This window comes from Serratia sp. CY29653 (genome assembly GCF_052169255.1).
GTDB lineage: Bacteria > Pseudomonadota > Gammaproteobacteria > Enterobacterales > Enterobacteriaceae > Serratia > Serratia sarumanii.
Genome location: NZ_JBJNLC010000001.1, coordinates 789,971 through 815,714, shown reverse-complemented (window position 1 = coordinate 815,714; position 25,744 = coordinate 789,971). Strand labels below are relative to the sequence as shown.

Annotated in this window: 33 protein-coding genes and 1 riboswitch; of the genes, 17 read left to right on the top strand and 16 right to left on the bottom strand. The window is 57.6% G+C overall.

Annotation, left to right across the window (positions count from 1 at the left end):
- The first annotated feature begins 348 nt into the window (after positions 1-348).
- The 4 genes from pabB (at position 349) to ACJ8HN_RS04005 (ending at position 5,962) form a co-directional block, all read left to right on the top strand.
- Positions 349-1,722, top strand: a complete 1,374-nt coding sequence (gene pabB / locus ACJ8HN_RS04020) for an aminodeoxychorismate synthase component 1 (RefSeq protein WP_333505191.1) — start codon at positions 349-351, stop codon at positions 1,720-1,722.
- Complete coding sequence (locus ACJ8HN_RS04015; RefSeq protein WP_033654422.1) at positions 1,719-2,297, top strand: CoA pyrophosphatase; 579 nt, start codon at positions 1,719-1,721, stop codon at positions 2,295-2,297. The genes pabB and ACJ8HN_RS04015 overlap by 4 nt, the downstream gene beginning before the upstream one ends.
- 446 nt (positions 2,298-2,743) lie before the next feature.
- A complete protein-coding gene (gene sdaA / locus ACJ8HN_RS04010; RefSeq protein ID WP_047571586.1) occupies positions 2,744-4,108 on the top strand; it encodes an L-serine ammonia-lyase in 1,365 nt (454 codons plus the stop codon).
- Between the two features lie 267 nt (positions 4,109-4,375).
- Entirely contained in the window at positions 4,376-5,962 is a 1,587-nt protein-coding gene (locus ACJ8HN_RS04005) for an EAL domain-containing protein (RefSeq protein ID WP_033634885.1), read from the top strand.
- A gap of 16 nt (positions 5,963-5,978) precedes the next feature.
- Here the strand turns inward: ACJ8HN_RS04005 and ACJ8HN_RS04000 are convergent, their stop codons facing one another.
- On the bottom strand, positions 5,979-7,523 hold the full coding sequence (locus ACJ8HN_RS04000) for a TerC family protein (protein ID WP_033654423.1): 1,545 nt from the start codon (positions 7,521-7,523) through the stop codon (positions 5,979-5,981).
- A 563-nt stretch (positions 7,524-8,086) separates the two neighbouring features.
- Between ACJ8HN_RS04000 and manX the strand changes: the two genes are divergently transcribed.
- From manX to mntP, 5 genes are all read left to right on the top strand, one after another.
- On the top strand, positions 8,087-9,046 hold the full coding sequence (gene manX / locus ACJ8HN_RS03995) for a PTS mannose transporter subunit IIAB (RefSeq protein ID WP_033654424.1): 960 nt from the start codon (positions 8,087-8,089) through the stop codon (positions 9,044-9,046).
- Between the two features lie 56 nt (positions 9,047-9,102).
- A complete protein-coding gene (locus ACJ8HN_RS03990; RefSeq protein WP_033634888.1) occupies positions 9,103-9,903 on the top strand; it encodes a PTS mannose/fructose/sorbose transporter subunit IIC in 801 nt (266 codons plus the stop codon).
- A 15-nt stretch (positions 9,904-9,918) separates the two neighbouring features.
- Entirely contained in the window at positions 9,919-10,761 is an 843-nt protein-coding gene (locus ACJ8HN_RS03985; protein WP_033634889.1) for a PTS mannose transporter subunit IID, read from the top strand.
- A gap of 54 nt (positions 10,762-10,815) precedes the next feature.
- On the top strand, positions 10,816-11,274 hold the full coding sequence (locus tag ACJ8HN_RS03980; protein ID WP_033647681.1) for a DUF986 family protein: 459 nt from the start codon (positions 10,816-10,818) through the stop codon (positions 11,272-11,274).
- Positions 11,275-11,492: 218 nt separating this feature from the next.
- A riboswitch (yybP-ykoY riboswitch) is annotated at positions 11,493-11,676 on the top strand.
- Between the two features lie 11 nt (positions 11,677-11,687).
- Complete coding sequence (gene mntP, locus ACJ8HN_RS03975) at positions 11,688-12,257, top strand: manganese efflux pump MntP (protein ID WP_033647683.1); 570 nt, start codon at positions 11,688-11,690, stop codon at positions 12,255-12,257.
- Between the two features lie 64 nt (positions 12,258-12,321).
- On the opposite strand, the gene rlmA is transcribed toward mntP, so the two are convergent.
- The gene (rlmA, locus tag ACJ8HN_RS03970) at positions 12,322-13,140 is read right to left on the bottom strand and encodes a 23S rRNA (guanine(745)-N(1))-methyltransferase (protein ID WP_033654426.1); all 819 of its coding nucleotides are present in this window, start codon (positions 13,138-13,140) and stop codon (positions 12,322-12,324) included.
- A 161-nt stretch (positions 13,141-13,301) separates the two neighbouring features.
- Between rlmA and ACJ8HN_RS03965 the strand changes: the two genes are divergently transcribed.
- Positions 13,302-14,018 carry a polyphenol oxidase family protein gene (locus tag ACJ8HN_RS03965; RefSeq protein ID WP_172904719.1) on the top strand — a complete coding sequence of 239 codons (717 nt, stop codon included), beginning with the start codon at positions 13,302-13,304 and terminating at the stop codon, positions 14,016-14,018.
- Positions 14,019-14,070: 52 nt separating this feature from the next.
- Here the strand turns inward: ACJ8HN_RS03965 and cspE are convergent, their stop codons facing one another.
- The 3 genes from cspE to ACJ8HN_RS03950 form a co-directional block, all read right to left on the bottom strand.
- Positions 14,071-14,280: a transcription antiterminator/RNA stability regulator CspE gene (gene cspE / locus ACJ8HN_RS03960; protein ID WP_002221949.1), complete on the bottom strand. Its 210-nt coding sequence runs from the start codon at positions 14,278-14,280 to the stop codon at positions 14,071-14,073.
- Positions 14,281-14,321: 41 nt separating this feature from the next.
- Positions 14,322-14,438: a DUF2627 domain-containing protein gene (locus ACJ8HN_RS03955; RefSeq protein WP_002211058.1), complete on the bottom strand. Its 117-nt coding sequence runs from the start codon at positions 14,436-14,438 to the stop codon at positions 14,322-14,324.
- A gap of 682 nt (positions 14,439-15,120) precedes the next feature.
- Entirely contained in the window at positions 15,121-16,155 is a 1,035-nt protein-coding gene (locus tag ACJ8HN_RS03950; protein WP_033634894.1) for an MBL fold metallo-hydrolase, read from the bottom strand.
- Positions 16,156-16,375: 220 nt separating this feature from the next.
- Between ACJ8HN_RS03950 and ACJ8HN_RS03945 the strand changes: the two genes are divergently transcribed.
- Positions 16,376-16,666, top strand: a complete 291-nt coding sequence (locus tag ACJ8HN_RS03945; protein ID WP_033647690.1) for a hypothetical protein — start codon at positions 16,376-16,378, stop codon at positions 16,664-16,666.
- 46 nt (positions 16,667-16,712) lie between these two features.
- Here ACJ8HN_RS03945 and ACJ8HN_RS03940 read toward each other — a convergent pair whose 3' ends face one another.
- The 3 genes from ACJ8HN_RS03940 to ACJ8HN_RS03930 all read right to left on the bottom strand — a co-directional run bounded on the left by ACJ8HN_RS03940 (position 16,713) and on the right by ACJ8HN_RS03930 (position 18,863).
- Entirely contained in the window at positions 16,713-18,074 is a 1,362-nt protein-coding gene (locus ACJ8HN_RS03940; RefSeq protein WP_060421412.1) for an amino acid permease, read from the bottom strand.
- A gap of 175 nt (positions 18,075-18,249) precedes the next feature.
- On the bottom strand, positions 18,250-18,486 hold the full coding sequence (locus ACJ8HN_RS03935; protein WP_025303167.1) for a DUF4060 family protein: 237 nt from the start codon (positions 18,484-18,486) through the stop codon (positions 18,250-18,252).
- Between the two features lie 74 nt (positions 18,487-18,560).
- Positions 18,561-18,863: a phage protein NinX family protein gene (locus ACJ8HN_RS03930; protein WP_004927682.1), complete on the bottom strand. Its 303-nt coding sequence runs from the start codon at positions 18,861-18,863 to the stop codon at positions 18,561-18,563.
- Positions 18,864-19,033: 170 nt separating this feature from the next.
- Between ACJ8HN_RS03930 and fos the strand changes: the two genes are divergently transcribed.
- Complete coding sequence (gene fos, locus ACJ8HN_RS03925; protein WP_060430415.1) at positions 19,034-19,441, top strand: fosfomycin resistance glutathione transferase; 408 nt, start codon at positions 19,034-19,036, stop codon at positions 19,439-19,441.
- Between the two features lie 36 nt (positions 19,442-19,477).
- Here the strand turns inward: fos and ACJ8HN_RS03920 are convergent, their stop codons facing one another.
- Entirely contained in the window at positions 19,478-19,753 is a 276-nt protein-coding gene (locus tag ACJ8HN_RS03920) for a YebO family protein (protein ID WP_033647694.1), read from the bottom strand.
- A gap of 81 nt (positions 19,754-19,834) precedes the next feature.
- On the bottom strand, positions 19,835-19,993 hold the full coding sequence (locus tag ACJ8HN_RS03915; protein ID WP_004927688.1) for a PhoP/PhoQ regulator MgrB: 159 nt from the start codon (positions 19,991-19,993) through the stop codon (positions 19,835-19,837).
- A gap of 161 nt (positions 19,994-20,154) precedes the next feature.
- On the opposite strand from ACJ8HN_RS03915, the gene ACJ8HN_RS03910 reads away from it, so the two are divergent.
- A complete protein-coding gene (locus ACJ8HN_RS03910; protein WP_004927690.1) occupies positions 20,155-20,388 on the top strand; it encodes a YobH family protein in 234 nt (77 codons plus the stop codon).
- A gap of 40 nt (positions 20,389-20,428) precedes the next feature.
- Here the strand turns inward: ACJ8HN_RS03910 and ACJ8HN_RS03905 are convergent, their stop codons facing one another.
- Entirely contained in the window at positions 20,429-20,668 is a 240-nt protein-coding gene (locus ACJ8HN_RS03905) for a DUF2766 family protein (protein WP_004927692.1), read from the bottom strand.
- Positions 20,669-20,852: 184 nt separating this feature from the next.
- On the opposite strand from ACJ8HN_RS03905, the gene ACJ8HN_RS03900 reads away from it, so the two are divergent.
- Positions 20,853-21,065 carry a YccJ family protein gene (locus ACJ8HN_RS03900; protein WP_004927694.1) on the top strand — a complete coding sequence of 71 codons (213 nt, stop codon included), beginning with the start codon at positions 20,853-20,855 and terminating at the stop codon, positions 21,063-21,065.
- A 447-nt stretch (positions 21,066-21,512) separates the two neighbouring features.
- The gene (locus tag ACJ8HN_RS03895; protein WP_004927697.1) at positions 21,513-21,899 is read left to right on the top strand and encodes a helix-turn-helix domain-containing protein; all 387 of its coding nucleotides are present in this window, start codon (positions 21,513-21,515) and stop codon (positions 21,897-21,899) included.
- 21 nt (positions 21,900-21,920) lie between these two features.
- Here the strand turns inward: ACJ8HN_RS03895 and ACJ8HN_RS03890 are convergent, their stop codons facing one another.
- From ACJ8HN_RS03890 to lysM, 5 genes are all read right to left on the bottom strand, one after another.
- Entirely contained in the window at positions 21,921-22,274 is a 354-nt protein-coding gene (locus tag ACJ8HN_RS03890; protein ID WP_033654431.1) for a DUF1304 domain-containing protein, read from the bottom strand.
- A 427-nt stretch (positions 22,275-22,701) separates the two neighbouring features.
- Entirely contained in the window at positions 22,702-23,643 is a 942-nt protein-coding gene (locus ACJ8HN_RS03885; protein WP_033634901.1) for a pirin family protein, read from the bottom strand.
- A 105-nt stretch (positions 23,644-23,748) separates the two neighbouring features.
- Positions 23,749-23,913, bottom strand: coding sequence for a hypothetical protein (locus tag ACJ8HN_RS03880; RefSeq protein ID WP_162846224.1), 165 nt, complete (start codon positions 23,911-23,913; stop codon positions 23,749-23,751).
- Positions 23,914-23,936: 23 nt separating this feature from the next.
- Positions 23,937-24,077 carry a hypothetical protein gene (locus tag ACJ8HN_RS03875; RefSeq protein WP_162846225.1) on the bottom strand — a complete coding sequence of 47 codons (141 nt, stop codon included), beginning with the start codon at positions 24,075-24,077 and terminating at the stop codon, positions 23,937-23,939.
- Positions 24,078-24,356: 279 nt separating this feature from the next.
- Positions 24,357-24,803 carry a peptidoglycan-binding protein LysM gene (lysM, locus tag ACJ8HN_RS03870; protein WP_197766224.1) on the bottom strand — a complete coding sequence of 149 codons (447 nt, stop codon included), beginning with the start codon at positions 24,801-24,803 and terminating at the stop codon, positions 24,357-24,359.
- 228 nt (positions 24,804-25,031) lie between these two features.
- Between lysM and ACJ8HN_RS03865 the strand changes: the two genes are divergently transcribed.
- Complete coding sequence (locus tag ACJ8HN_RS03865; RefSeq protein WP_004934567.1) at positions 25,032-25,223, top strand: YebW family protein; 192 nt, start codon at positions 25,032-25,034, stop codon at positions 25,221-25,223.
- Between the two features lie 123 nt (positions 25,224-25,346).
- Positions 25,347-25,571, top strand: a complete 225-nt coding sequence (locus ACJ8HN_RS03860) for a biofilm development regulator YmgB/AriR family protein (RefSeq protein WP_033634903.1) — start codon at positions 25,347-25,349, stop codon at positions 25,569-25,571.
- Positions 25,572-25,744: the final 173 nt, after the last annotated feature.

Here is a 25,744-nt window from a genome sequence, read left to right as displayed (position 1 = left end):
CCCATTAATTCCAAAGGGCGGCGACGCTGGCTAAAATCAGGCAAAACCACGCCGCTCCGCATCTAATAACAAGCAGAAATAATAAATTTATGAAATTAACGAATCTTTTTTTATATTTTTCGGGCCTTGCGCCCGCGGCAAATAGGCTTCCAGTGCATTTGACGTTAAATTTTTAACATATCGAAGTATAATCAATGGCGCAAAAAATGCCTTATTTCAGGTTTATTGAACTGCCGTTTATGTGAACTGTGCTGCATGCCGCGCATGGCAAAACATGCATGACGTGACCGTCTATGGCACACTAGCCGCCAGATATCGCCGCCCTCACAGCCAGGTTTATTGACGTTCATGAGCGTAACCGCCCCAAACATAAAATCGTTGCCCTACAGCCGCAGTGCCCTGATGACGCTTTTCGCCCCGCTTTCAGCACAGCCCTGGGCGATGCTGCTGCATTCTGGCTTCGCCGACCATTCGCATAACCGCTTCGATATCCTGGTCGCACAGCCGCGCGTTACGCTCACCACCCAGGGCGCCTGCACGACAATCGAAAGTGACGGCGTCACCATTGAGTCTCAGGAGGATCCGTTCTCCCTGCTGCAGCAGCAGCTGGCGGCGCAAGGCTGGCAGCCGGCGTTTAACCCGGATCTGCCGTTTCAGGGCGGCGCCCTGGGGCTGTTCGGCTACGATCTCGGGCGCCGGGTGGAAACCTTGCCGCAGTTGGCTGAAGCCGACCTCGCTCTGCCGGACATGGCGGTGGGCATTTATGACTGGGCATTGATCGCCGACCACCAATTGCAAACCCTGACGCTGCTCAGCTATGGCGATGTGGAGCAGCGCTGGCGCTGGCTTACTAGCCAAACCGCGCCGACGGAGCGCCCCTTCACGCTGCTAAGCGGCTGGCGTGCCAATATGAGCCGCCGGCAATACGGCGAGAAGTTCCAACGTATTCAGCACTACCTGCGCAGCGGCGACTGTTACCAGATTAATCTGGCGCAGCGGTTCTCCGCCGACTATCAGGGGGATGAATGGCAGGCGTTTTGCCGACTGAGCGCCTGCAACCGCGCGCCGTTCTCCGCTTTCCTGCGGCTGCCGCACAACAGCGTGCTGAGCGTCTCTCCCGAGCGCTTCCTGTGGCTGGCGCAGCAGCGCATCCAAACCCGCCCGATCAAGGGCACGCTGCCGCGGCTGGCGGACGCGGAACAGGACGCCGCACAGGCGCGCCGCTTGGCCGATTCGCCCAAGGATCGCGCTGAAAATCTGATGATCGTCGATCTGCTGCGCAACGATATCGGCCGCGTCGCCCAGCCCGGCAGCGTACGGGTGCCGGAACTGTTCGTCGTGGAGCCGTTCCCCGCCGTGCACCACCTGGTGAGCACCATTACCGCCACCCTGCCGGAGCAGGCCTCGGCCACCGAGCTGCTGCGCGCCTGCTTCCCCGGCGGTTCGATCACCGGCGCGCCCAAGGTGCGCGCGATGGAAATCATCGAAGAGCTGGAGCCGCAGCGGCGCAACGCCTATTGCGGCAGCATCGGTTACCTGAGCGCCTGCGGCACCATGGATACCAACATCACCATCCGCACGCTCGTCACCGAAAACGGCCGCATCCACTGCTCCGCCGGCGGCGGCATCGTGGCGGACAGCCAGGAGCAGGCGGAATACCAGGAGACCTTCGACAAGGTTGGCCGTATTCTGCCGCAGCTTGGGGAGTATGCCCCGTCGTGATCCCATCGAACTCACCGGCCTCGCTGCACGCCTTTATCAGCCGTTTTCAATTGCAGCTGCCGCAGGCGGCGCAGATCTCGCACAATGTGCGCCCGGCGGCGGTGCTTATCCCGATCGTCTGCCGCGCCGAGCCGACGCTGCTGTTGACCCGCCGCGCTGACTCGCTGCGCAAACATGCCGGCCAGGTGGCCTTCCCCGGAGGCAAGACCGACGCCGAAGATGGATCGGCGATCGTCACGGCGCTGCGGGAAGCGCAGGAAGAAGTGGCGATACCGCCGCACGCGGTGACCGTCCTCGGCCAAATGGCGCCGCTCGACAGCAGCACCGGATTTCAGGTCACGCCTATCGTCGGCCTGATCCCGCCGGACGTGCAGTTCCGCGCCAACGAGGGCGAAGTGGCGGACGTGTTCGAGATGCCCCTGCGGGAAGCATTGACCCTGTCGCGTTACTACCCGCTGGATATTCACCGCGCCGGCCGCACGCACCGCATTTATCTCTCCTGGTATCACAGCCAGTTTATCTGGGGGCTGACCGCCGCCATCATTCGCCGCCTGGCGCAACAGGTCAGTATTTAGCCCGCATTGCGTGATCTGACTCGCAATCTGGCATGGCCGTCGGCGTCAGCTGCAGGTAAAGCGATCGAAATCACTTCATTTGATCGCTTTTTCAACTACCGTTCCGGTTGAATGGTTTTAAAAAAACTGTAAACCCTCTCTTAAACCTTACGAAATACCTGTAAAATACCACCGTCCGAGATAAACCACTGTAGAAACAGGGATTAAGCCGGCGGCGTTCAGCACGGAAGGCTGGCGCGATTACCGCTAATGGAGCTTGGGCGAAAGCGGATACCCCGCTTAAGGGTTCGCCCCGGGTAATCAGGAAAAAAAGCGACACCACGGATTATTTAATTTCATGCGAAAAAGGCAGCCGAACCCGCACGGCCCTTTTACAATATCGCTGTTCCCTGCGCGGTTTTTAACCGCCGCAGCCATAACAATACGTCTCTTTAAGGAGTTTTAGCGTGATTAGCGTTTTCGACATGTTTAAGATCGGCATCGGCCCGTCCAGCTCTCATACGGTTGGACCGATGAAAGCCGGCAAACAGTTTGTCGACGATCTGGTAAATAAAGGCCTGATGCCTTCTATCACGCGTGTTGCCGTAGACGTTTACGGCTCACTCTCATTGACCGGCAAAGGTCACCATACCGATATCGCCATCATTCTCGGCCTGGCCGGCAACATGCCGGACACCGTCGATATCGATAGCATTCCGGGTTTTATTCGCGATGTAGAACAACGTCAACGCCTGATGCTGGCCAACGGCCTGCATGAAGTCGATTTCCCGCGCGACGGCGGCATGGTCTTCCGCAGCGACAACCTGCCGCTGCATGAAAACGGCATGCAGATCCACGCCTTCGCCGACGATAAAGAAGTGTACAGCAAGACCTATTACTCTATCGGCGGCGGTTTCATCGTCGACGAGGAGAACTTCGGTAAGGACGCCGAGCAAGAGCTGCAAATGCCCTATCCGTTCAACTCCGCGCGCGAAATGCTCGATCACTGCCGCGAGACCGGCCTGTCGCTGTCCGGCATGGTGATGCAAAACGAACTGGCGCTGCACAGCAAGCAAGAGATCGAAACCTACTTCGGCAACGTCTGGCAAACCATGCGCGCCTGTATCGATCGCGGTCTGAACACCGAAGGCGTGCTGCCGGGGCCGCTGCGCGTGCCGCGCCGTGCCTCCGCGCTGCGCCGCATGCTGGTGGCGTCGGACAAACTGTCCAGCGATCCGATGAACGTGATCGACTGGGTCAACATGTTCGCGCTGGCGGTTAACGAAGAAAACGCCGCCGGCGGCCGCGTGGTTACCGCGCCGACCAACGGCGCCTGCGGCATCGTGCCTGCGGTACTGGCTTACTACGATCACTTCATCGAGTCCGTCAGCCCGGACATCTATATCCGCTACTTTATGGCGGCGGGCGCCATCGGCGCGTTGTACAAGATGAACGCCTCCATTTCCGGCGCCGAAGTCGGCTGCCAGGGTGAAGTCGGCGTAGCCTGCTCCATGGCGGCGGCCGGCCTGGCCGAACTGCTGGGCGGCAGCCCTGAACAGGTGTGCGTGGCGGCGGAGATCGGCATGGAACACAACCTGGGGTTGACCTGTGACCCGGTCGCCGGCCAGGTGCAAGTGCCGTGCATCGAGCGCAACGCCATCGCCTCGGTCAAGGCGATCAACGCCGCCCGCATGGCCCTGCGCCGCACCAGCGAGCCGCGCGTTTCGCTGGATAAGGTGATCGAGACCATGTACGAAACCGGCAAAGACATGAACGCCAAGTACCGCGAAACGTCACGCGGCGGCCTGGCAATCAAGGTGCAATGCGACTGACAGATAACCCCGCCGCCCGGCGGGGTTTTTTATGGGTAATCAATTCATTGAACGTTTTAGTGACAATGTCACAAAAAAATATCCTGCATTTTTCTCATCGATCCGGCGGTTAGCCTGCAAATTGGCCTTCTGTTTTACCAAACTGAAATAATTTACTGAGTTACCATCAATCTTGTATAACCTCAGGCTAGAATTAGCCGAGCGCAACTTAAGGATCAATGGCCTGACTGTGACTCGGAGCTGGATTACCGAACAAGGATTTACCGGATGTTGATGACCCACCTCGCCGCGTCCCGATATCGTTACTACCGTTGGCTGCTGGCCGGAGCGGTGGGCGCGGCTATTCTGTTGGTATCGCTGTATACCCGTTACTATCAAGAGGTCAAAAGCATCGAGTTGAGCCAACACACGTTGGCCACCCGCACCGTCGGCAAACTCAACCAGTTGCTGACGCCGGCGCAGCTGCAGGCGGAACGCAGCATGGACATGCTGAACCAGCCCTGCGAGAACGTGTCATCTACCCTGCGCTTTCGCGCCGCGCAAAATCAGGCGCTGCGCGCCATGTTGCTGGTGAAGAACGGCATTATTTATTGCTCCAGCCTATTTGGCGCCCGTCATTATCAGCTGGCCGCGGTGATGCCTACTTTCGTCAACAGCGACGCCAGGCTGGCGCTGCGCCCCTCGCTCGCGGTGAGCAAAGGTCTGCCTACGCTGGTGCTGTGGACGCCATCTCCCCGCGATAAAACCAGCGGCGTGCTGCACGTGTTTAATATCGAACTGCTGTCCAACTTTTTACTCGAGCCGCAGGAGCCTTACGTTCAGCGCGTGGTGCTGAACGTGGCCGACAGCAGCCTGGAATACGGCCGCCGCGAAATCCTGAGCCGCGATACCCTGACCAACGATCTGCGCTACACCGCCGGCTCCGCGCTGTATCCGTTCTCGATTTCGCTGTTCGGCCCGCAGATCGGCATGCTGGCGCTTTCCGCCCTGCCGCGCCATATTCCGCTGGCGCTGCTGATCAGCCTGTTGGCCGCCTATGTGGTCTATCTGCTCACCGCCAACCGCATGAGCCTGTCTTATCACATCGGCCATGCCATCACCCATCGCGAGTTCCGCGTCTACTGCCAGCCGATCATCCACAGCGATACCGGGCGCTGCGCCGGCGTCGAGATGCTGCTGCGTTGGAAAAAGAAACGGCAAGGGTGGATCTCGCCCGACGTGTTTATTCCGCTGGCCGAGCAGCATGAGCTGATCATTCCGCTCACCCGCTACCTGATGAGCACCGTGACGGAAAATCTGCAGCTGTTCCCGCCCCGGCCGTCGTTCTACATCAGCATCAACGTCGCCGCCGAGCATTTTAAAACACTCAATATCATCGACGATATTCGCCAGATTTGGCTGCCGGCGCACCCGATGCCCTCATTGATGCTGGAGCTGACCGAACGCACCGCGCTGTCGGCAATTCAGTATGACCAGATCCGCACGCTGAAAGACATGGGGATCATGCTGGCCATCGACGATTTCGGCACCGGCCACAGCTCGCTGAGCTACCTGAAGAACCTCAGCCCGGACGTCTTGAAGATCGATCGCGGGTTTACCGCCGCCATCGGCACCGACGCGGTCAACGCCACGGTGACCGACACCATCATTACGCTGGCGCAGCGCCTGAAGCTGAAACTGGTGGCAGAGGGGGTGGAAACGGAGGAACAGGCCGACTATCTGCGCTCACGCGAGGTCAATGCCCTGCAGGGATATTATTTCGCCAAGCCGATGCCGATCCACGTTTTCCCACTGTGGTTGCAACAGTACGAATCGCGCGTCAGGAAAGCGGAAGAGGATCCGCCGGAGGCCTGAGCCCCCGGCGGGAGGGTTACGCGTGCGCCGTCTCGTCCAGGACGACGCGGGTAACGCGCACCAGTTCGATACGGTATTCGGACACCTCAACGATATCGAACCGCAGGTGGTTCAGCTCAATGCTATCTCCCGCCACCGGCATCTGCCCGTAGTGAGCCAACAGCAGCCCCGCCAGGGTGGCGTAGTCGGCGGTGGGGCTGACCAGGTCATCGCAGGCCAGCGCCTGTTCCAGCGAGTGCAGATCGGTTCCGCCCTTCACCAGCCAGCCGTCGCCTTCCGCCACGATGTCCGGCGTTTCGTCCTCGTCCGGGAATTCACCGGCAATCGCTTCCAGCACGTCCAGCGGCGTCACCAGCCCCTGCACCACGCCGAACTCGTTGGTGACCACCACCAGCCGCCCTTTGGCGCGGCGCAGCACCGCCAGCAGCTTGATGACGTCCATGGTTTCCGGCACCACGATCGGCGGCGTGCGGGCGGCGAACTCGGCGATATCTTCCCCTTGCTCCAGCGCCACCAGCAGATCCTTGGCGCGTACCACGCCGACGATCTCATCCACCGAATCGCGGCACACCGGGAACAGGCTGTGTGGCGTATCCAGCAGCTGTGCGCGCACCTCCTCGCGGGAGCGCTCGCAGTCGACCCAGGAAATGTCAGTGCGCGGCGTCATCACGCTGCGCAATGAACGCGAGGCCAGCGTCAACACGCCGCTGATCATATAGCGCTCTTCCGCCGCAAAGGTTTCATCCCTCGGCAAGGTGACCGCATCGTCCGTCTGCTGCGCACGCTGCTGCCCCATCAGGCGCATGATCGCTTCCGCGGTGCGCTCGCGCATCGGGCGACGCGCTTGATGCTTGATAAAGTTGCGGCGCGCGATCTGGTTGAACAATTCAATCAGGATCGAGAAGCCGATAGCGGCATACAGGTAGCCTTTAGGAATGTGCAAACCGAAGCCTTCGGCGATCAGGCTCAGGCCGATCATCAACAGGAAGCTCAGGCACAGCACCACAATGGTCGGGTGCGCGTTGACGAAGTTGGTCAACGGCTTCGACGCCAACAGCATCACCGCCATCGCGATCACCACCGCCGCCATCATCACCGGCAGATCGTTCACCATGCCCACGGCGGTAATCACCGCATCGAGCGAAAATACCGCGTCGAGGATCACGATTTGCACCACCACCGCCCAGAACTTGGCGTAACCGCGGTTAGCGCCGTCTTGATGCGTCTGTCCTTCCAGCCGTTCATGCAGCTCCATGGTGGCCTTGAACAGCAGGAATACCCCGCCGAACAGCAGGATCAAATCGCGGCCGGAGAAGCTGAAATCGCCGACGCTGAACAGCGGCGTGGTCAGGGTTACCATCCAGGAGATCACCGACAGCAGGCCCAAACGCATCAGCAATGCCAGCGACAGGCCGATAATGCGCGCCTTGTCGCGCTGCTTCGGCGGCAGCTTGTCGGCCAAAATGGCGATGAACACCAGGTTGTCGATGCCCAGCACGATTTCCAGCACCACCAGCGTCAGCAACCCCGCCCAAATAGAGGGGTCCATTAAAAATTCCATATCAGACTCCAGAGAAAAGTGGGAATGAGCGCACGCCGCTCAGACGTGACGATGCCGCCGCTGCATGGGTGCAGTCGACAATAGCAAGGTGACGGGATGGGATTGCCGGGAGATGGCCGAAGGGCCGAACAGCATATGCAACGCCAGCGGGTGGCGGGTGAAACCTGGAAAAACAGTAACTTCGGTGACAGTCCATAGGGAGGGCTGAGGCCCTTCACTCCTTAGTGATGAAAGAAGGAATTACTGTATCAGGATTTTTCTGGGGGACAAAGCGGCTTTTTCAACGGCGGTTTAGGGTGACGTCCCCGCCATGTCATCTGCGACAGCTAAGATTTCTCCGAGCATTCAATAGCGGAGCAGCGTCACAAAAAATATTTTTTCACTCACTAAAATAAATGTCGCGTTCGTGAAGTATTGCGCACAGGCATTTGAAACTGCGTGAGAAATGTTAGGCGTGCGTTTCTTTTTTTCTACCATAATGTATCTGAACCGCGGAAGTGACTGCCAAGACGGCGCGGAGAAACGACACAAACCGCGCCTGGAGTTCAACGAGGAGGTAGCGAGTGGCAATAGCTATTATCATCGGCACACACGGGGCTGCAGCGGAACAACTGCTGAAAACGGCGGAGATGCTATTGGGCGAGCAGGACAACGTCGCCTTTATAGACTTCGTTCCCGGTGAGAATGCCGAGACGTTAATCGTCAAGTACAACGAGAAAATCAGTGGGTTGGATACCAGCGGCGGCGTGCTGTTCCTGGTGGATACCTGGGGCGGCAGCCCGTTCAACGCCGCCAGCCGCATTGCGGTCGACAAGGAAAACTATGAGGTCGTCACCGGGGTCAACATTCCGATGCTGGTGGAAACCTTCATGGCGCGGGACGACAACCCCGCCTTCGATGAACTGGTGGCGCTGGCGTTGGAAACCGGCCGCGAAGGCGTGAAAGCGCTGAAAAAACCGCAGGAAGAACCCGCAAAACCCGCAGCACCCGTCGCCAAAGCCGCTGCCCCTCAGGCGCCGCTGGGGCCGAATGACCACATGAAAATCGGCCTGGCGCGCATCGATGACCGCTTGATTCACGGCCAGGTCGCTACCCGCTGGACCAAAGAGACCAACGTCAGCCGCATTATCGTCGTCAGCGATGAAGTCGCCGCCGACCATGTGCGCAAAACCCTGCTGACCCAGGTCGCCCCGCCGGGCGTCACCGCTCACGTGGTGGACGTGGCGAAGGCCATCCGCGTCTGGAACAACCCGAAATACGCCAACGACCGCGTGATGCTGTTGTTTACCAACCCGACCGACGTCTTGCGTCTGGTGGAGGGCGGCGTGGATATTCAATCCGTCAATATCGGCGGCATGGCGTTCCGTCAGGGGAAAACCCAGGTGAACAACGCCGTTTCCGTCGATGAAAAAGATATCGAAGCGTTTAAGAAACTGAACGATCGCGGTATCGAGCTGGAGGTACGCAAGGTCTCGTCCGACAGCCGGCTAAAAATGATGGACCTGATTAACAAACTCAATTAGTGGCGCCAGCCGCTGATTATTTTACTCAGAGCTTTTTTGGTCATAGGAGAAGTGCAATGGAGATCACCACTCTTCAGATTGTGCTGATATTTATCGTTGCCTGTATCGCCGGGATGGGTTCCGTCCTCGACGAGTTTCAGTTCCACCGTCCGCTGGTCGCCTGTACTCTGATCGGCTTCATTCTCGGCGATATGAAAACCGGCATCATTATCGGCGGTACGCTGGAAATGATCGCCCTGGGCTGGATGAACATCGGTGCGGCGGTCGCGCCGGATGCCGCCCTGGCGTCCATCATCTCGACCATTCTGGTCATCGCCGGCGGGCAAAGCGTCGGCGCCGGTATCGCCCTGGCCATTCCGCTGGCGGCGGCCGGCCAGGTGTTGACCATCATCGTGCGCACCCTCACCGTGGCCTTCCAGCACGCGGCGGACAGCGCGGCGGAGCGCGGCAGCCTGCGGGCCATCACCTGGATCCACATCGGCGCCCTGCTGCTGCAGGCGATGCGTATCGCCATCCCGGCGGTCATCGTCGCCATCTCGGTCGGCACCGCCGGGGTACACGCCCTGCTCAACTCGATCCCGGAAGTGGTCACCAGCGGCCTGAACATCGCCGGCGGCATGATCGTGGTGGTCGGTTACGCGATGGTGATTAACATGATGCGCGCCGGCTACCTGATGCCGTTCTTCTACCTGGGTTTCGTGACCGCCGCCTTCACCAACTTCAACCTGGTGGCGCTCGGCGTCATCGGCGTGGTGATGGCCGTGCTGTATATCCAGCTCAGCCCGAAATACAACAAGTCTCAGGTTGTCCAGGCCGGCCCGGCTAACGCGAACGATCTCGATAACGAACTCGACTAGGAATAGGTGAGAGAAATGGTTGATACAACTGCTCAAAAGAAACTCACGCCGGCCGATATTCGCGGCGTATTCCTGCGCTCGAACCTGTTCCAGGGTTCGTGGAACTTCGAACGCATGCAGGCGCTGGGTTTTTGCTTCTCGATGGTACCGGTGATCCGTCGCCTGTATCCGGAAAACAATGACGATCGCAAACAGGCGATCAAGCGCCACCTCGAGTTCTTCAACACCCACCCTTACGTGGCGGCGCCGGTGCTCGGCGTAACCATGGCGATGGAAGAGCAACGCGCGAACGGCGCGCCGATCGACGACGGCGCGATCAACGGCATCAAGGTCGGCCTGATGGGGCCGTTGGCCGGCGTCGGTGACCCGATTTTCTGGGGCACCGTGCGGCCGGTATTCGCCGCGCTCGGCGCCGGCATCGCCATGAGCGGCAGCTTGCTCGGGCCAATCCTGTTCTTCGTGCTGTTCAACCTGGTGCGCCTGCTGACCCGCTACTACGGCGTGGCCTACGGTTATCGTAAAGGGGTGGATATCGTCAACGACATGGGCGGCGGCTTCCTGCAGAAACTGACGGAAGGGGCGTCCATTCTCGGCCTGTTTGTCATGGGGGCGCTGGTCAACAAGTGGACGCACGTGAATATCCCGCTGGTGGTGTCCAAGATCACCGACCAGACCGGGCATACCAACGTGACCACGGTGCAGACCATCCTCGACCAATTGATGCCGGGCCTGGTGCCGTTGCTGCTGACCTTCGCCTGTATGTGGCTGCTGCGCAAGAAAGTCAACGCGCTGTGGATCATCATCGGCTTCTTCGTCATCGGTATCTTTGGCTATTGGATTGGCCTGCTGGGCCTGTAATCGTTCGAAACGGCCGGGGGGCAACCCCCGGCTTTTTTATGTGTGGAGCAAGAGATGTCACTGACCGACGCCGTACTGATGCTGTTTATCACCCTGCTGTTGCTGTACTCGCTGTATGACGAATTCGGCATGGATCTGCTGAAAGGCAAAACGCGCCTCAAGGTGCTGCTCAAACGCCGCCACCGCCTCGACAGCCTGATTTTCGTCGGCCTGATCGCCATTCTGATTTACCGCAATGTCACCGACAATGGTGCGGTATTAACCACCTACCTGCTTATTTCCTTGGCGCTGCTCGCTATCTATGTTTCTTATATTCGCGCTCCAAAGATGGTGTTTAAAGCGCAGGGTTTTTTCTTCGCCAATGTGTTTGTTGAATATAACCGCATTAAAGCCATGAATTTATCGGAGGACGGTATTCTGGCCATCGACCTGGAACAGCGCCGGCTGTTGGTTCAGGTGACACACCTGGACGACCTGGAGAAAATTTATCAATTTTTCGTTGATAATCAATAGATAAATAAATAACCGCTTTGTTACCGCTCAAACCTTGCGCGGCCTGTGGGTAATTAATGGGCTGCGTCACTTTCACTCTGACTATTATTTCCGCAACATTGTTACCCACGTCTACATTATATTCCCACATGAAATTAGATTAATGAAAACGAGTCTCAATTAAGCGCGAACATCACGCCAGAATAAAGTTGTCGGTGGCGGAAATAATATGGTATGGTTGCGCCGTCATTGGGGAGTAGCCGGTTTCTGGAGAATAAAACGCCAGAAACGCCCGTATCAACATACTCGTTTCGCCGTATGAAACGTGGTGCGGGCAGCCAGGTAAGGTTGGCGAGACCATAGACACGTAACTCCGTCGTTTGGTTGGGGGTGGGTTACGTGTATATGGAGCCACCCGGCCGAGGCTATTTCACATGAACCTTTCAGCAACACTCATTCTCGCTTTCGGCATGTCCATGGATGCTTTCGCCGCTTCGATCGGCAAAGGCGCCAGCCTGCATCAACCCCGTTTCCGCGAAGCGATCCGCACCGGCCTGATCTTCGGCGTGGTCGAAGCGATCACCCCGCTCATCGGTTGGGCCATCGGCCTGTTCGCCAGCCAATACATCATGGAATGGGACCACTGGGTCGCCTTCTCGCTGCTGTTCATTCTCGGCATGCGCATGATTGTCGAAGGGGTGCGCAACAAACCCGATGAAGAAGAGAAGGTCAAACGCCACGGCTTCTGGATCTTGGTGGCTACCGCTATCGCCACCAGCCTCGACGCCATGGCTATCGGCGTCGGCCTGGCCTTCCTGCAGGTCAATATCGTGCACACCGCCATGGCCATCGGTTGCGCCACCATGATCATGGCGACGCTGGGCATGATGATCGGCCGCTTTATCGGCCCGCTGCTGGGCAAACGCGCCGAGATCCTCGGCGGCGTGGTGCTGATCGGTATCGGCGTCAACATTCTGCTGGAGCATCTTGGCTACCTGGCCTGAGGCGCTCGCGCTACAAAAAAACCTGCCGCGGCAGGTTTTTTTGTTTCTGGGCTCACTGCGCCTGTTAAGCACGGCGCCGGTACAACGCCAGCACGAAATCCGTTTCGCACTCAAACTCGCCGCCGTGCGCCAGCCGCTGCTGCACCTCCGGCGTAGCGCGCCAGGCGAACGGTGTCATCTGCAGCAGGTTGGCGGCCTGTGCGCCCGGCAGGGCCATCGTATAGGCCAGCGCCTCTTTACGCTCGCACTCGAAACCGTCGAACTGTTCGTCCTGCTCGGCATGCAGCTGCACCTGCTGGTAGACCTGCTCTTTCAGCTGGTACAGATGACGCGGGCCCGGCGAAACCGTCACCACCACGCCGCCCGGCTTCACCACTCGCGCCAGCTCCGCCGCCTTGCAGGGCGCATAGATGCGCAACACCGCATCCAGCGCCCCGTCGGCGAACGGCAGGCGATGGCTGGAGGCGACGCAGAACGAGACCGCGGGATAACGCTTGGCAGCGTAGCGGATCGCCACCTTGGCGACGTCCAGCCCATAGACCGCCATATTGCGCGCCTGCGCCAGCCGTGCGGCCACGGCGGCGGTGTAATACCCTTCCCCACAGCCTATATCCAATAACGCGCCTGCATCGGCCGCCAGCGCCAAATCCAGCCACTCTGCCACCTGCTGTTGCAGCGGCTGATAAAAACCGCCGTCGAGAAACGCGCGCCGCGCCTGCATCATTTCCGCGCTGTCTCCCGGCTGCTTCGATCGCTTGTGCTGTACCGGCAGCAGATTGACGTAGCCTTCTTTGGCTTGATCGAACTGATGATTGCCGTCGCAACGCCAGCGTTGCGATGAGAAATGCAGCGGTTGATGACACAGAGGGCATTGATAAGACATGAATGGGCTTCCAGAAAGACAGGGCGCGGCTAGTCTAAAGAAGGCGTCGGCTCGATGCAAGGCGCATCCCCGCTCGCTTTCGCCGCCAACAACGCCTGGTCAAGCGGGGAAAAAGCTGGCTACACTGTGAGTCTGTTTTCTCACGCAGGTGAAAATAACTTATGAGCGATCGTTCCGCGCTGCTCGATGCGGTGCCCCACATTCAGCACGGCTTCGGCAGCAAACTCGCGCTGCTGCCGGGGCATCTGCTGCCCTACAGCGCCACGCTGCCGGAAAAGAAGCAGGTGCACGGCACCCGTATCGTCGAGGTGCTGCAACCGGCGCAGGTGTGCGGTGAAGCCGACGGCTTCTACACCCGCCAGCCCGGCATTCTGCTCGGCGTGCTGACGGCGGACTGTCTGCCGGTGCTGTTCAGCCGCCGCGACGGCGGCGCCATCGCCGCGGTTCATGCCGGCTGGCGCGGGTTGCTGGACGGCATTCTGGAACAGATGGCAGCGCGCATTCGCCAGGACGGCGACACCGCCGACTGGGTGGTCTCTATCGGCCCCGCCGCCGGCGCGTGCTGCTACGAAGTCGACGAAGCGCTGGTGGAGAATTTTAAACAGCGCCTGCCGCTGCCCGCCACGCTGATCAGCCCGCATTACCGGCATCTGGATCTGGCTGCGATTGCCGAACACAAGCTGGCGGCGCTGGGCTTCGCCGCCGTTGACCGCGCCGGCAGTTGCACCATCTGCACGCCCGACGTCGACCCGCAGCGGCCGCAGCGCTTCAAGTACACCAGCTATCGCCGCAACAGCCACCGGCGCGCGCAGGATCCGACGCATCCGGGGATCAAAGGCCGCAACCAGTATGCCGGCATCATCATCGCCGCCGGATGACGGAAACGAAAAAGCCCGCGCGGAGGCGGGCTTTTTGTACAGCTGACGCTGATTAGATAGCAGTAACGTTTACTGCAGATGGGCCTTTCTGGCCATCTTGGATTTCGAACTCAACGTTCTGGCCTTCAGCCAGGGTTTTGAAGCCGTTACCCTGGATTGCAGAGAAGTGTACGAACACGTCTTTGCTGCCGTCAGCCGGGGTGATGAAACCGAAACCTTTAGACTCGTTGAACCACTTAACTTGACCTTTGATCTTTGCCATCTTGAGTATTTCCTTTGGATTGTTTAAACCGCCCGAGGGCGTTACATAGACAAACTAGAGTCGTTACTGCTTGAGGCACTAAGATAAGGATCGGCAGAGAAGCGGTATTCAACGCTAACGTCTTTACTCAGAACTTCTTTACTGAAAATGCCACACATATACAGAACTGTACCTCGTTTTACCCAGATGCGTTATCACATACTCTGTATGCGATGGCAAGCCATTTTTAATCACTGAACGACATGTCGCACATATTTGAAACGGTCGAGCGCCGCATTTGCTTAAATAGCCCAAAAGATGTTGAAGCATCGGCTATTTTCTGCTTGCCAAAATCACTGCGCCAGACCCCGCATTCTGATAGCGTTTTAACAAAACTTTCATCGTTTTGACGCCTCTCCTTCTCGGCACTTTCGCTTTTTTGCCGCTTATAGCGTTAAAAAATTTGAATCTTTATGGAATGTCATATGCAACATTTGAATATCGATGAACGGGGGCCAATTTATTCAATGCTCCTCCGACCCTTTAGCGCCGGAAAGCGCATTCATCGTCGGTCTTCAACCCTGCCGCCACAGGGTGAGAACCCCATCGCGTCGGAAGGCGCAAGTGAAGCGGGTACCGCGGGCAACGGTTGCATAAGCATGCAACCTCCAGACGCCTCTCCCGCTGGCCGGTTGTTTCATCCTAAATAATCCGAAAGCCACGAGTCTGAATAACCGGAATAATCTTATGAATAGCGAAAGTGTGGCATGGAATTAAATCTTGAAGATCGGGTGGTTATTTGAATCACCACCCGTGCTTATCGATTCTGCTAATTACCGCCACGCTTTCAAACCGTTGATCTTATTCTTTCCCCGGTACCGCAGGGCGAAGAGAGAACGCTTGCTGCGAGTCCTGCAACGCGATGCGCTCGCCAATCTTCAACGGGTGGAATTGATGCTGATCCAGCCCCGCCTCGCTCAGCGCCAGGTTCAACTGCTGCGGCGGCTCGTCGAGCGATTCGTCCGCCAATTCGAATACCCCCCAATGGATGGGAATGGCGCGCGGCTGATTCAGCTCGCGATACAACGTCACCGACTGCTGCGGATCCATATGCTGCTCCTGCATGAACCAGCGCGGCGCATAGGCGCCAATCGGCAGCGCCGCCACGTCGAACGGCCCCAGCCGTTGACCGATCTCCGCCAGCCGTTCCGAATAGCCGCTGTCGCCGGAAAAATAAAACCGCAGCGCCGGATGGTGGATCACCCAGCCGCACCACAACGAGCGATTGCGATCCCACAGCGTGCGCATGCTCCAATGCCGCGCCGGCGTGGCGTAGACCGTCAGTTCGCCCAGCGACAGGCTCTGCCACCAGTCCAGTTCATGCACCTTCAGCCGATAGCGGCGAAACCAGCGCTTCAATCCGAGCGGCACGATAAACTCGGCCTGTGGAAAGCGCCGCGCCAGCTGCCGCACCGTGCGCCTGTCGAGATGATCATAATGATTATGGGAGATCAGCACCGCATCCACCGCCGGCAGTTGCCCCACCGTCAGCGGCGTCGGCGTTCTGCGCTTCGGGCCGTAGAAGCTCAGCGGCGATGCGCGTTCAGACAACACCGGGTCGATCAGGATATAGCGCCCGCCCAGCCGCAGCAGCATTGACGCATGCCCAAGCCACCAAATGCTGTCATCGCCGCCGCTGAGATCGGCGGGTTGCCACCAACGCTCGGTAAATTGCGCGTAGCCCTGCTGCGGCGGCCTGGGCAGCCCCTGCCGCTTGCGTTCATCCTGCCAACGCTGCAGGTCGCCCTCCTGGCGCTGCGAGGGTTCCGGGTTGCGAAATCCCTCCGGCGTGTGATGCGCCTTGGCCGCGTCGTAATAACGGTTGATTCTCTTCATCCTGCCTTTTCTCCCGACCACTGCGCCCTGCACGGGCATGACTTTCAGTGTAACAAACCCGATGAAGCTCGCACTTTGTCAGCCGTGCGCTGCATCTCGGGACCTTTTGCCGTATGCTGTTGTCTCACTCCGGTGAGACAGCCAGGGCCGCCAAGAGCCCGTTAAGACTCTCTTAAGATCTTTGTGATTGACTTGTAGGGCATACAGAAAAGGAGAAGTTATGAGTCGTTCTACATCCCGCAAATCAGGCATCGGCCTGGGGCGCCGTATTCGCAGCGCGCTGCTGGCGCAGAAGCAATACTGGAAAATGTATTTCGCCATGAAGCTGCGCCGTCTGCGCGTACCTGCCCCGCTGGTGGTGCTGGGCGGTTCGCTGCTCGGATTCTTCATGCTGACCCTGCTGATGCTCAGCGTGGTCGCCATCGACGTGATCAGCACCCTGCTGCTGCTGTGTCGGAAACTGCTGGGGCGGGGGCATAGTGAGGGGCGCGCCTTTATGCCGCGCGGCTAACGAGAAAAGAAGCGGAGGCGCGCAATACGCCTCCGCAGCATACCGATTAACGCTTGGTGCCTTTACGGCGCGTCAGCATAAACCCGCACCACAGCACCGCAATCCACACCGGCATCAGCAACACCGAAATGCGGATCCCTTCGCTGAAATACATAATCACCAGAATCAGGCTGAGGAACGCCAGGCACAGGTAGTTGCCGAACGGGTACCACAGCGCCTTAAAGCTGGGAATGACGCCCTGGCGGTTCTTGGCGGCGCGGAATTTCAGGTGCGCCAGGCAGATCATCACCCAGTTGATCACCAACGTTGAAACCACCAGCGCCATCAGCAGCTCAAACGCCTTGCCGGGCATCAGGTAGTTAATCAGCACGCCAATCGAGGTAATCAACGCCGATAGCGCAATGGACAGCACCGGCACGCCGCGCTTGTTAACCCGCGTCAGCGCCTGCGGCGCATTGCCCTGGCTGGCCAGCCCGAACAACATGCGGCTGTTGGCATAAACGCCGCTGTTGTAGACCGACAGCGCGGCGGTCAGCACCACCACGTTGAGCACGGTCGCCACCAGATTGCTGTTCAACGCATGGAAAATCAGCACGAACGGGCTGCCGCCTTCCACCACTTGCCCCCACGGATAGAGCGACAGCAGCACGGTCAGCGAGCCGATATAGAAGATCAGAATGCGGTACACCACCTGATTGGTGGCTTTGGGAATGCTGCGGCGCGGATCGGCGGCTTCCGCCGCGGTGATGCCGACCATTTCCAGGCCGCCGAACGAGAACATGATCACCGCCATCGCCATCACCAGCCCAGAGAAGCCGTGCGGCATAAAGCCGCCCTGCTGCCACAGGTTGGTGATGCTGGCCTGCGGGCCGCCGTTGCCGCTGACCAACAGCCAGGCGCCGAACACGATCATGCCGACAATCGCCACCACTTTGATGATGGCGAACCAAAACTCGGTTTCGCCGTACAGGCGCACGTTCACCAGGTTAATCAGGTTGATCAGCACGAAAAACAGCGCGGCGGAGGCCCAGGTGGGGATCTCCGGCCACCAGTACTGAATGTAGATGCCGACAGCGGTCAGTTCCGCCATGCCGACCAGAATGAACATCGCCCAATAGTTCCAGCCGGAAAGAAAGCCGGCGAAGTCGCCCCAATATTTATAGGCAAAGTGGCTGAACGATCCGGCGACCGGCTCCTCCACCACCATTTCGCCCAGCTGGCGCATGATTAAAAACGCGATAAAACCACCGATGGCGTAACCCAACAGCACGGCGGGGCCGGCCATTTTAATGGTTTGCGCAATGCCGAGAAATAAACCGGTACCGATGGCGCCCCCGAGGGCAATAAGCTGTATATGTCTGTTTTTTAAGCCGCGTTTTAGCGGAGTATCCTGATGCTGACCGCCCATCTTATCCTCATATGGCGTACACCCTTGCCGCTATCGGCCAAGATTTCACCAATCAATAAATGTATCTGCGGGCGGCTTTTTAACACTTAACCCCGTGAGCATCAAGGAGAAGCGCCCCGAGACGGCAGGCCGGAGCGCGATTTTTTAACCGTGAGAAAGCATGCAACGGTGGCGTTCAGCCAGGCATACCGCACAGTTTGGTCAGGTTGCGCGCGCCGATCATCAGCGTGGCGACATAGGATTGGCGACGCGTGACCACTTCCACCGCCACGCGATCGTTTTGATATTTTATCAGGTAGGTCGAGGGCCAGCCCTGACGGCGCTGGCCGAAGCTTTCGGCATGACGATCGATCGCCGCATGGGCAATCACCAGATGAGACAAGTTTTTATCACCTTTGATAATGCGCTTCATAAACAGCCTCCGCCAACGACAGCTCTGTTATTAGAAAAAGGAGAAACTCTTACCAATCACCGGTATTGTTCGACTCAGTTAGCCTGTCGGCTCATCAGGAAGCAGATCATCGCCGCGCGCAGCGGGCTGGCGCTGTCCGCCTGCCATTCACCGCCCTGGGTGCTCATGCGCGCCTGCCATTGCGGGCTGTCGCTTTGGTTATCGGGGTTCAGACTGATTTTGTTGGCGCAAATGATCGGCCAGGCATCGGAGGGATTCTTGCAGTAATCTTTACCTTTCACACCACCGTAGGGATACCACTTGTCCGGGTTCTCTCCGGTCAGCAGCGCGATGCTGCGGTTCACTTCGGCATCGCTTTCTTCGTACCATTTAATCATCGGCTTCATCCATCTTTCGTAAGGTTCGCGCTACATTACGATGTCTGTACGACAGTTTTATGACAGCGCCGCCGGTTTTCACATTATCTCTACTAATGCTTTGCCCCCTTTATCTTTCCTGAGCGCCTGCGTACACTTTTCTCTCTGTTCTGCGCCCAGGAAACGCATGCATGTTGACCGGCCTCAACCATCTGACGCTTGCCGTCAGCGATCTCGATCGCAGCTTCGATTTTTATCGTCATCTGTTGGGGTTTACCCCGCACGCCCGCTGGCAAGGCGGCGCCTATCTTTCGTTGGGGCCGTTGTGGCTATGCCTGTCGCTGGATGAAAAGCGCACGCAACAACACGAGCGCGATTACACCCATTACGCCTTCAGCGTAGCGCCGGAACACATTGAACAGGCCAGCCAGCGGTTGCGCCAGGCCGGCGTCAAAGAGTGGAAAAGCAATCGCAGCGAAGGCGAATCGCTTTATTTTCTCGATCCTGATGGGCATCAATTGGAGATCCATGCCGGCGATTTGGCCAGCCGCCTGGCGGCATGCCGGGAAAAACCTTATCAGGGCATGGTGTTTTACTGAGGCGCCCCGGCGGCAGCGCCAGCCGGAGCATCATGCTCAACGTTCGGGGATAAAACCTTTGAAATCCAGCGCGGGGCTGAGATCGTCGTCGTCAGCAGCAGCGCCGTCAGTGCCAGCGCGGTGCGCCATACGCTTCAACAGCGCCGTTTGCTGACGCTGTTGCTCTGCAATCTCTTGCAGCAGGCGAATCTGCTCGTTGGCGCGCACGCTGGCGCGGTTCACCAGGAACCAAACCCACAGCCCGGCCAGCAACGCCACGGCGGCGAGGGCCAGCGACAACAGGCCGTTCTGGCCAAAACCTAAATCGTACATGAAAAAACCTATCTACTGCGACATTCAGGCCGCCATCTTAACACTCGCGGCGGCCGTGCGAACATCCCTGCCGAAAATTGCTTACCAGGGCACGAAGCGGGTCACCGAACAGATGCCCAACGCAAAATTTCCACCATCGTCGCAATAGCTGTCCAGCGCCAGCAGGTAGAAAAACAGGCAGGCAGCGACGGCCGTCATTATCACGAGGATTTTTTTTCGCAACAAATTTAGCAGCCTCATTGTTATCTGGGTAATCTATCGCGCATGTTATCACAGCGAAGTTAAACGAAGTTTAACTTTTCGTTTAGATTTCTGGCTATCGCCCGGTTTTCAGACTGTTACCCTTGCCCTCGCATGCGCGCCGTGGCTAGATGCTCTCTCAGGGACAACGAGGAAATGCGATGAGTAAATTGATTAAGTGGGTACTGGTGTTGGCGGTCATTTACGGCGGCTTTTTGATCTCGGGTTACGGCGTGCTGATCGGCAGCAACAAAAACGTTGGCGGGTTGGGATTGCAGTGCAAATACCTGACGGCGCGTAACGTGGCGATCGCCCAGTACGTGAATGGCGACAACGGTTTCATCGGCGTAGCCGACTGCCCGCTGTTCAAGAAAATCGAAACGGTGGTGGATTAACCGCCACCGCCCGACGCCGTCGCTCTGCGGCGGCCCCGCCTCAGTTGCGGGTAAACTTCATCTCGATCAGCGCAATCGCCTTGTCAATCGCTCGGCGGGTCACCGGATCGGCGCCAGCAGGGTGCGTGGAGAAATCGATGCTTTTGAGCTGACCCGCCATCTTGTCGCGCACTTCGGTCGGCGCAATCACGTCGATAACGTCCAGAATCTGTTTGATGACCAGTTGGCAAGCGACCAGATCGGAAGCCAATTCCTGCTCGTTGCTCAGCATGTCAGACATAATAACTTTCCTTCTTGATTCAAACGCCGCACAGAATAGCATGGCGTCCGCGCCATTGCCCGCTCTCCCCGTCTTTTTCCCCCTTCTGCGCACCGCCGGGCAAAAGCCCGCGGCGGATTAGCCTATACTTGCAGCATGACGGTGGCAAAAACCACCCCCAAGCCACAACCAACAGGAGAAAGTTATGGCGAATCACAATGTGAAATCCTGGGCGACAGTGCGTGAAACTTCGGTGGAGATCGCCGAAGCCATTTTTGAACTGGCAGGGAACGACGAAGTGTTGGCGCAGAAAATCTGGGAAGAAGGCAGCGACGAAGCGCTGGAGAAAGCCTTTGCCAAAACCACCGCCGACCAGCTTTATTGGGGAGAGGAAACCGTCGAGCGGAAAAACGTTTGAGCGCCTGCGCAACAAAAAGCCCGGGTTTCTGACCCAGGCTTTCCCGATTGGCGTTCGCCCCGCTCAGCGGCGTGCAATATCTCTTGCTCTCACGGTTCTTCACCTCCCACACCTTCCGCGTTTTTCATGCTCATCACCGGCATCGCCATAAAAGCGCCGACGCCCACGATTACAACCAGAGTAATAATCACTGTCATTAACATGCGATCACCCCATCAACGTTGAGTTGTTACGGCTGACTCTGTTTTGGCGGTTACTTGCTGCGGCCTTCTTTGCGTCCCCCACCGAGGCGGTGACCGTCTCAGATTAGCCGTTTTTCCTTTCGGCTGACAAGCGGCGGTTACGCGGTTTTTCCGAATAATTGCCGCCCGACACCGGCGGCGTTTTTGTCCACGGCGGCAAGTTGTGTATACTTCACCGCTATGTAGGTCTCACACTGACGCACTGATGATACAAGAACACCACCTCTCATTGGTCTGCGCCCTCAGCAAATGGGTCGAAACTCACCTCGGACGAGTGATCCATCTCGAAGAGCTGGCCGAGTACTCCGGCTACTCGCTGTGGCACATGCAGAAGCTGTTCAAAGAAGCGACGGGAATTTCGCTCGGCAAATACATTCGCGAACGCCGTCTGGCCGGCGCGGTCTACCAACTGCGCAGCAGTGAAGCGTCGATCTTCGATATTGCCCTGGACTTTGGCTTCGGTTCACAGTCTCACTTCACGTACATGTTCAGAAAGCGTTTTAATATCACGCCCTATGATTTCCGCCAGGATTTGAGCGTCGATCTGCATATCGATCCGCCGCTGCACGTCATTCACCAAAAATCCGCCTGAAGCCCGCCGCAAACCGGCGGGTTAACGCGCCGCCCATGCAGCCAGTATCGCGATCGCGGCCGGCAGCGCCTGCACCCACAGAATTTTGCGGCTGGCGGTCAGCCCGCCGAACACGCCGGCCGCCAACACGCACCCGAGAAAGAACAGCTGCAGCGCCATATCCCCACGCCAGTAGCTCCATGCCAACCCCACCGCCAGAAAGCCGTTGTACAACCCCTGATTGGCGGCCAGCACCCGGGTGGCGGCGGCGAACTCCGCCGTCGTGCCGAATGCGCGCCTGCCGAGTGGCGTACGCCACAGGAACATTTCCAGCACCAGGATATAAAGATGGAGCGCTGCGATGAGCAGCAGCAAAATATCGGCAAAGAGCTTCATGAGGATCCCGGTCGTTTATTGAAGATGTCATCAATTATAAACTCCGCCTCTCATCTTCCCATCGGCGGAGATAAAAAAACCCGCCGAGGCGGGTTTATGCAGGAGTCATTTTTTGAGGTTAGTTTAATACGGCGACCAACAATGCCGCGACAGAGGCCCAAAACAGCGCCGTGGCAACCACGACATGGGACAGTCTTGCACGATAGAGTACCTGGCTCATAATGACCTCACTGACATCTGACTAACGGGAGACAACCTTACTTCCTGAGGATTATCCTAAACTTCTTCTCGTTGTCATTATATGCGCCAGATCACTTTTCCGCCGATAAACCTTATATTGTCGTAAAGCTGGAGCCGCGATCACATTAATTGCGCCTTATTAGAGCGAAATAAGCCGAATAATCGCGGCGATTATATCCTAACGCTATCAAACATCGCTCCAGGGCAGGCGTGGCGCGGTCATGCGCTCACCAGAATAACCGCTAACCGCCGGGAAGCGCGGCGCCCCTTGTTCCCAATCATGCTGAGCCCGAGTAATTTCAGCCTTGCTATGGCCAACGAAATTCCACCAGATAAGGATCTCTTCGTTTAATGGCGCCCCACCGATTAATAATCCCCGGCTGCCCTTTTGCGCATTTAACCCAATAGAGTTATTCTTCATGCCCAAATAGGCGAACTCATCAGGTGAAAAAGTTTCACCATTAAGTTCAAATGCACCAATAAGGGGCAAAAAGCCGATTTCATAATCATCGCGCAGCGGCAATTCGATCCTCGCCGCTTCCTGCCATTCCAGGTCAATGGCGATTAATGGCGAAAGCGTAAACACCGGTGAACGATAAGCGCCAAATTCCCCCACCAGCAAACGGTGATTCACGCCGTTATTCTGCCATTGCGGCAAGTCAGGATAATGATCGAAGCGTGGCGCCATGTCGGCATGTTCGGCCGGCAGCGCGATCCATAATTGTGCGGCATGCAATCGCCGTTGCTCACCCACCGACTGTTCGGTATGCGCAATGCCGCGCCCTGCGGTCATCAGATTAACCTGGCCCGGGCGAATCACCTGCTCACTGCCGAGGCTGTCTCGGTGCAGCACCTCCCCCTCTATCATCCAGGTGAACGTTTGCAGCCCGATGTGCGGATGCGGCCCCACATCCATGCCGGGCGAGGTGCCGTTGAAGACCGTCGGCCCGGCGTGATCGAGAAAACACCAGGCGCCGACGGTGCGCCGCTCCCGGGTTGGTAACGCACGGTTGATCGGGATGCCCCCCACTTCTGCGTTACGCACGGCAATACGTTGTATCTGGCGCACGCCGTCAACGACAGGGCATTCGCGTGCAGGTGAAGAGAGCGTAGGACGTGACTGACTCATCGCAAAGACCTCCTGAATGGCGCCGATTCGCCAAGGGTAACCGCCCAAGCTTAACACAGGACAGCTTCCCCACAGAGCGGCGAGGCTCCGGCGCAGTTGCGCGGATCAGGACGCTTTGATATAGCAGCTCATGATGTCTATATCGTCCTGCGCGTGCCTGAGATCGGAGAAATAGGTCACGCCAAAGAGAATTGATACCACCAGCAGCACGGACACCAACAGGCCGATAATCGCCAGCAGTTTGGTCTCATCATGGAGATTAGGCTCCATTTTATCTCCCCTAGTTAATCGCGTCAGGTCACCCACAGCGTGACCGCCAGCGTAAAGATAATCAGTGAGCAGGACGCCACCGCCAACACGACGATCGCAAATTGCGCATCACCCAAGGTTTCTCGATAGTTTTTATCCGTTGAGGCGTTACGCTGTTGTTTCACTAAATCGGTTTCACTCGTTCAACTGCTGCATTGCTGTTTGACGGGGCAAAACATCCCCTCAGAATAAGGCGCCAACGTTGCCGCCTTGGTCGTTCCGGCTCAACCGGGGGATGACGCTATCAATTTTCCCCATCAGGGTCAACACCGCGCCTGCCGGCAAGCGAGCGGGTACACAGGGGAAATGTAACCGGCATCAAGATCGCAGGGAAATAAGAGACACCTATTGCAGAGGACAAAAAAAAAGCCCGGTACGCAACCGGGCTATGGCAGACCGACGCGTTATTGCGGGATACGCAACACCTGCCCAGGATAAATCTTGTCCGGGCTCGACAACATCGGCTTGTTGGCTTCGAAAATCTTGTTGTACTGATTGGCATTGCCGTACATCTCTTTAGAGATGGCGCTCAGCGTATCGCCCTTCTTCACGGTATAGAAGCGGCTCTCGGCGTCAGGTTGCGTCACCGCCACCTTATCCTCCACGCCGCTGATGCCCGCCACGTTGCCGATAGCCACCAGGATCTTCTCTTTTAACTCCTGGCTGACGGCGTCACCGGTCACTACGGCTTTACCATCGATCACCTGCACATTGACTTTGTCGGTGTCCGGCAAGCCGCTCTTATTGAGATGCTCCTTGAGTTTGGCGCCTTGATCTTCGGCGGAGGCATTACCGGTGACTGTGTCCCACAGTTTTTCACCCGCTTCTTTGACGAAGTTAAACAAGCCCATATTCACTCCTTTTGATGGTTTCACTAATGCGTTTAAGTAAGGCTAGTTAAGCTTAGCATCGACAAAAGGATATGCCATCCGCTCACGGCGTCAGAAACGGTTAGAGTATTCCGAAAGTGTCGTCAACGGCGTTTCGGTGGCGATTAATCGCGCAATGATGCTGAAAAATCGCGCTTTTTTACCTACACTGTTGCAGACAGAGCAACTCGACGAAGGAGGCGTGCAACGATGTACGCATTGGTGATGTTTGTCTGTTATCTGGATGGTGGCTGCAGTGAAATGGTGGTCGATATATTGCGCGACGAGCCGCAATGCCTGGTCGCGATGAAGGAACAGAACTTGCGACACGCCGGCTGTTATCCCATGGAAGAGTTTATCGACGGCTTCTGGTTGCCAGCCAGCGAATATTCGGATTTTTAACGCCCTCCCCGCGCGACGCTGAGGAATTTCTGATTTCATCGGAAACTGCGTCTTCCTCCGAGGCATAAGGCCGCTGTTTTGCTAAATTGCGGCTCCCGAAGAAGAAAGAGACAGAGAAAGGTCATGCCAGCATCGGCTCACTCCAACGAGCAATATGAAACTCTGCTGCACGACGTCAGCCTGGCGTTAGGCGACGCAGTGTTGCAGTTAATCCAAAACCATAAAAAGGTCTCCGGCGGCAACATTCTTTCACAGCTGGTGAACGAAATAGAGCGTGAGCAGGATCAGCAACGTTTCGCCGCGCTGCGTTCCGCCATTGAGCTGGTCGGGCTGGCGCCCAAAGGCTGAGATCCCGATAAAACGAAGGCCGGGCTTGCGCCCCGCCTGAGGTTAATGACAAGCCTGGTGACATTGCCAGGTTTACCGAAAACAGCATTTAAAATAAGGGAAATCAATTCATTGATTTTCGGTTGCTCACCACAAAGAAGGAAAAACCACGCTTTTTCCGCCTTTGTCAACGA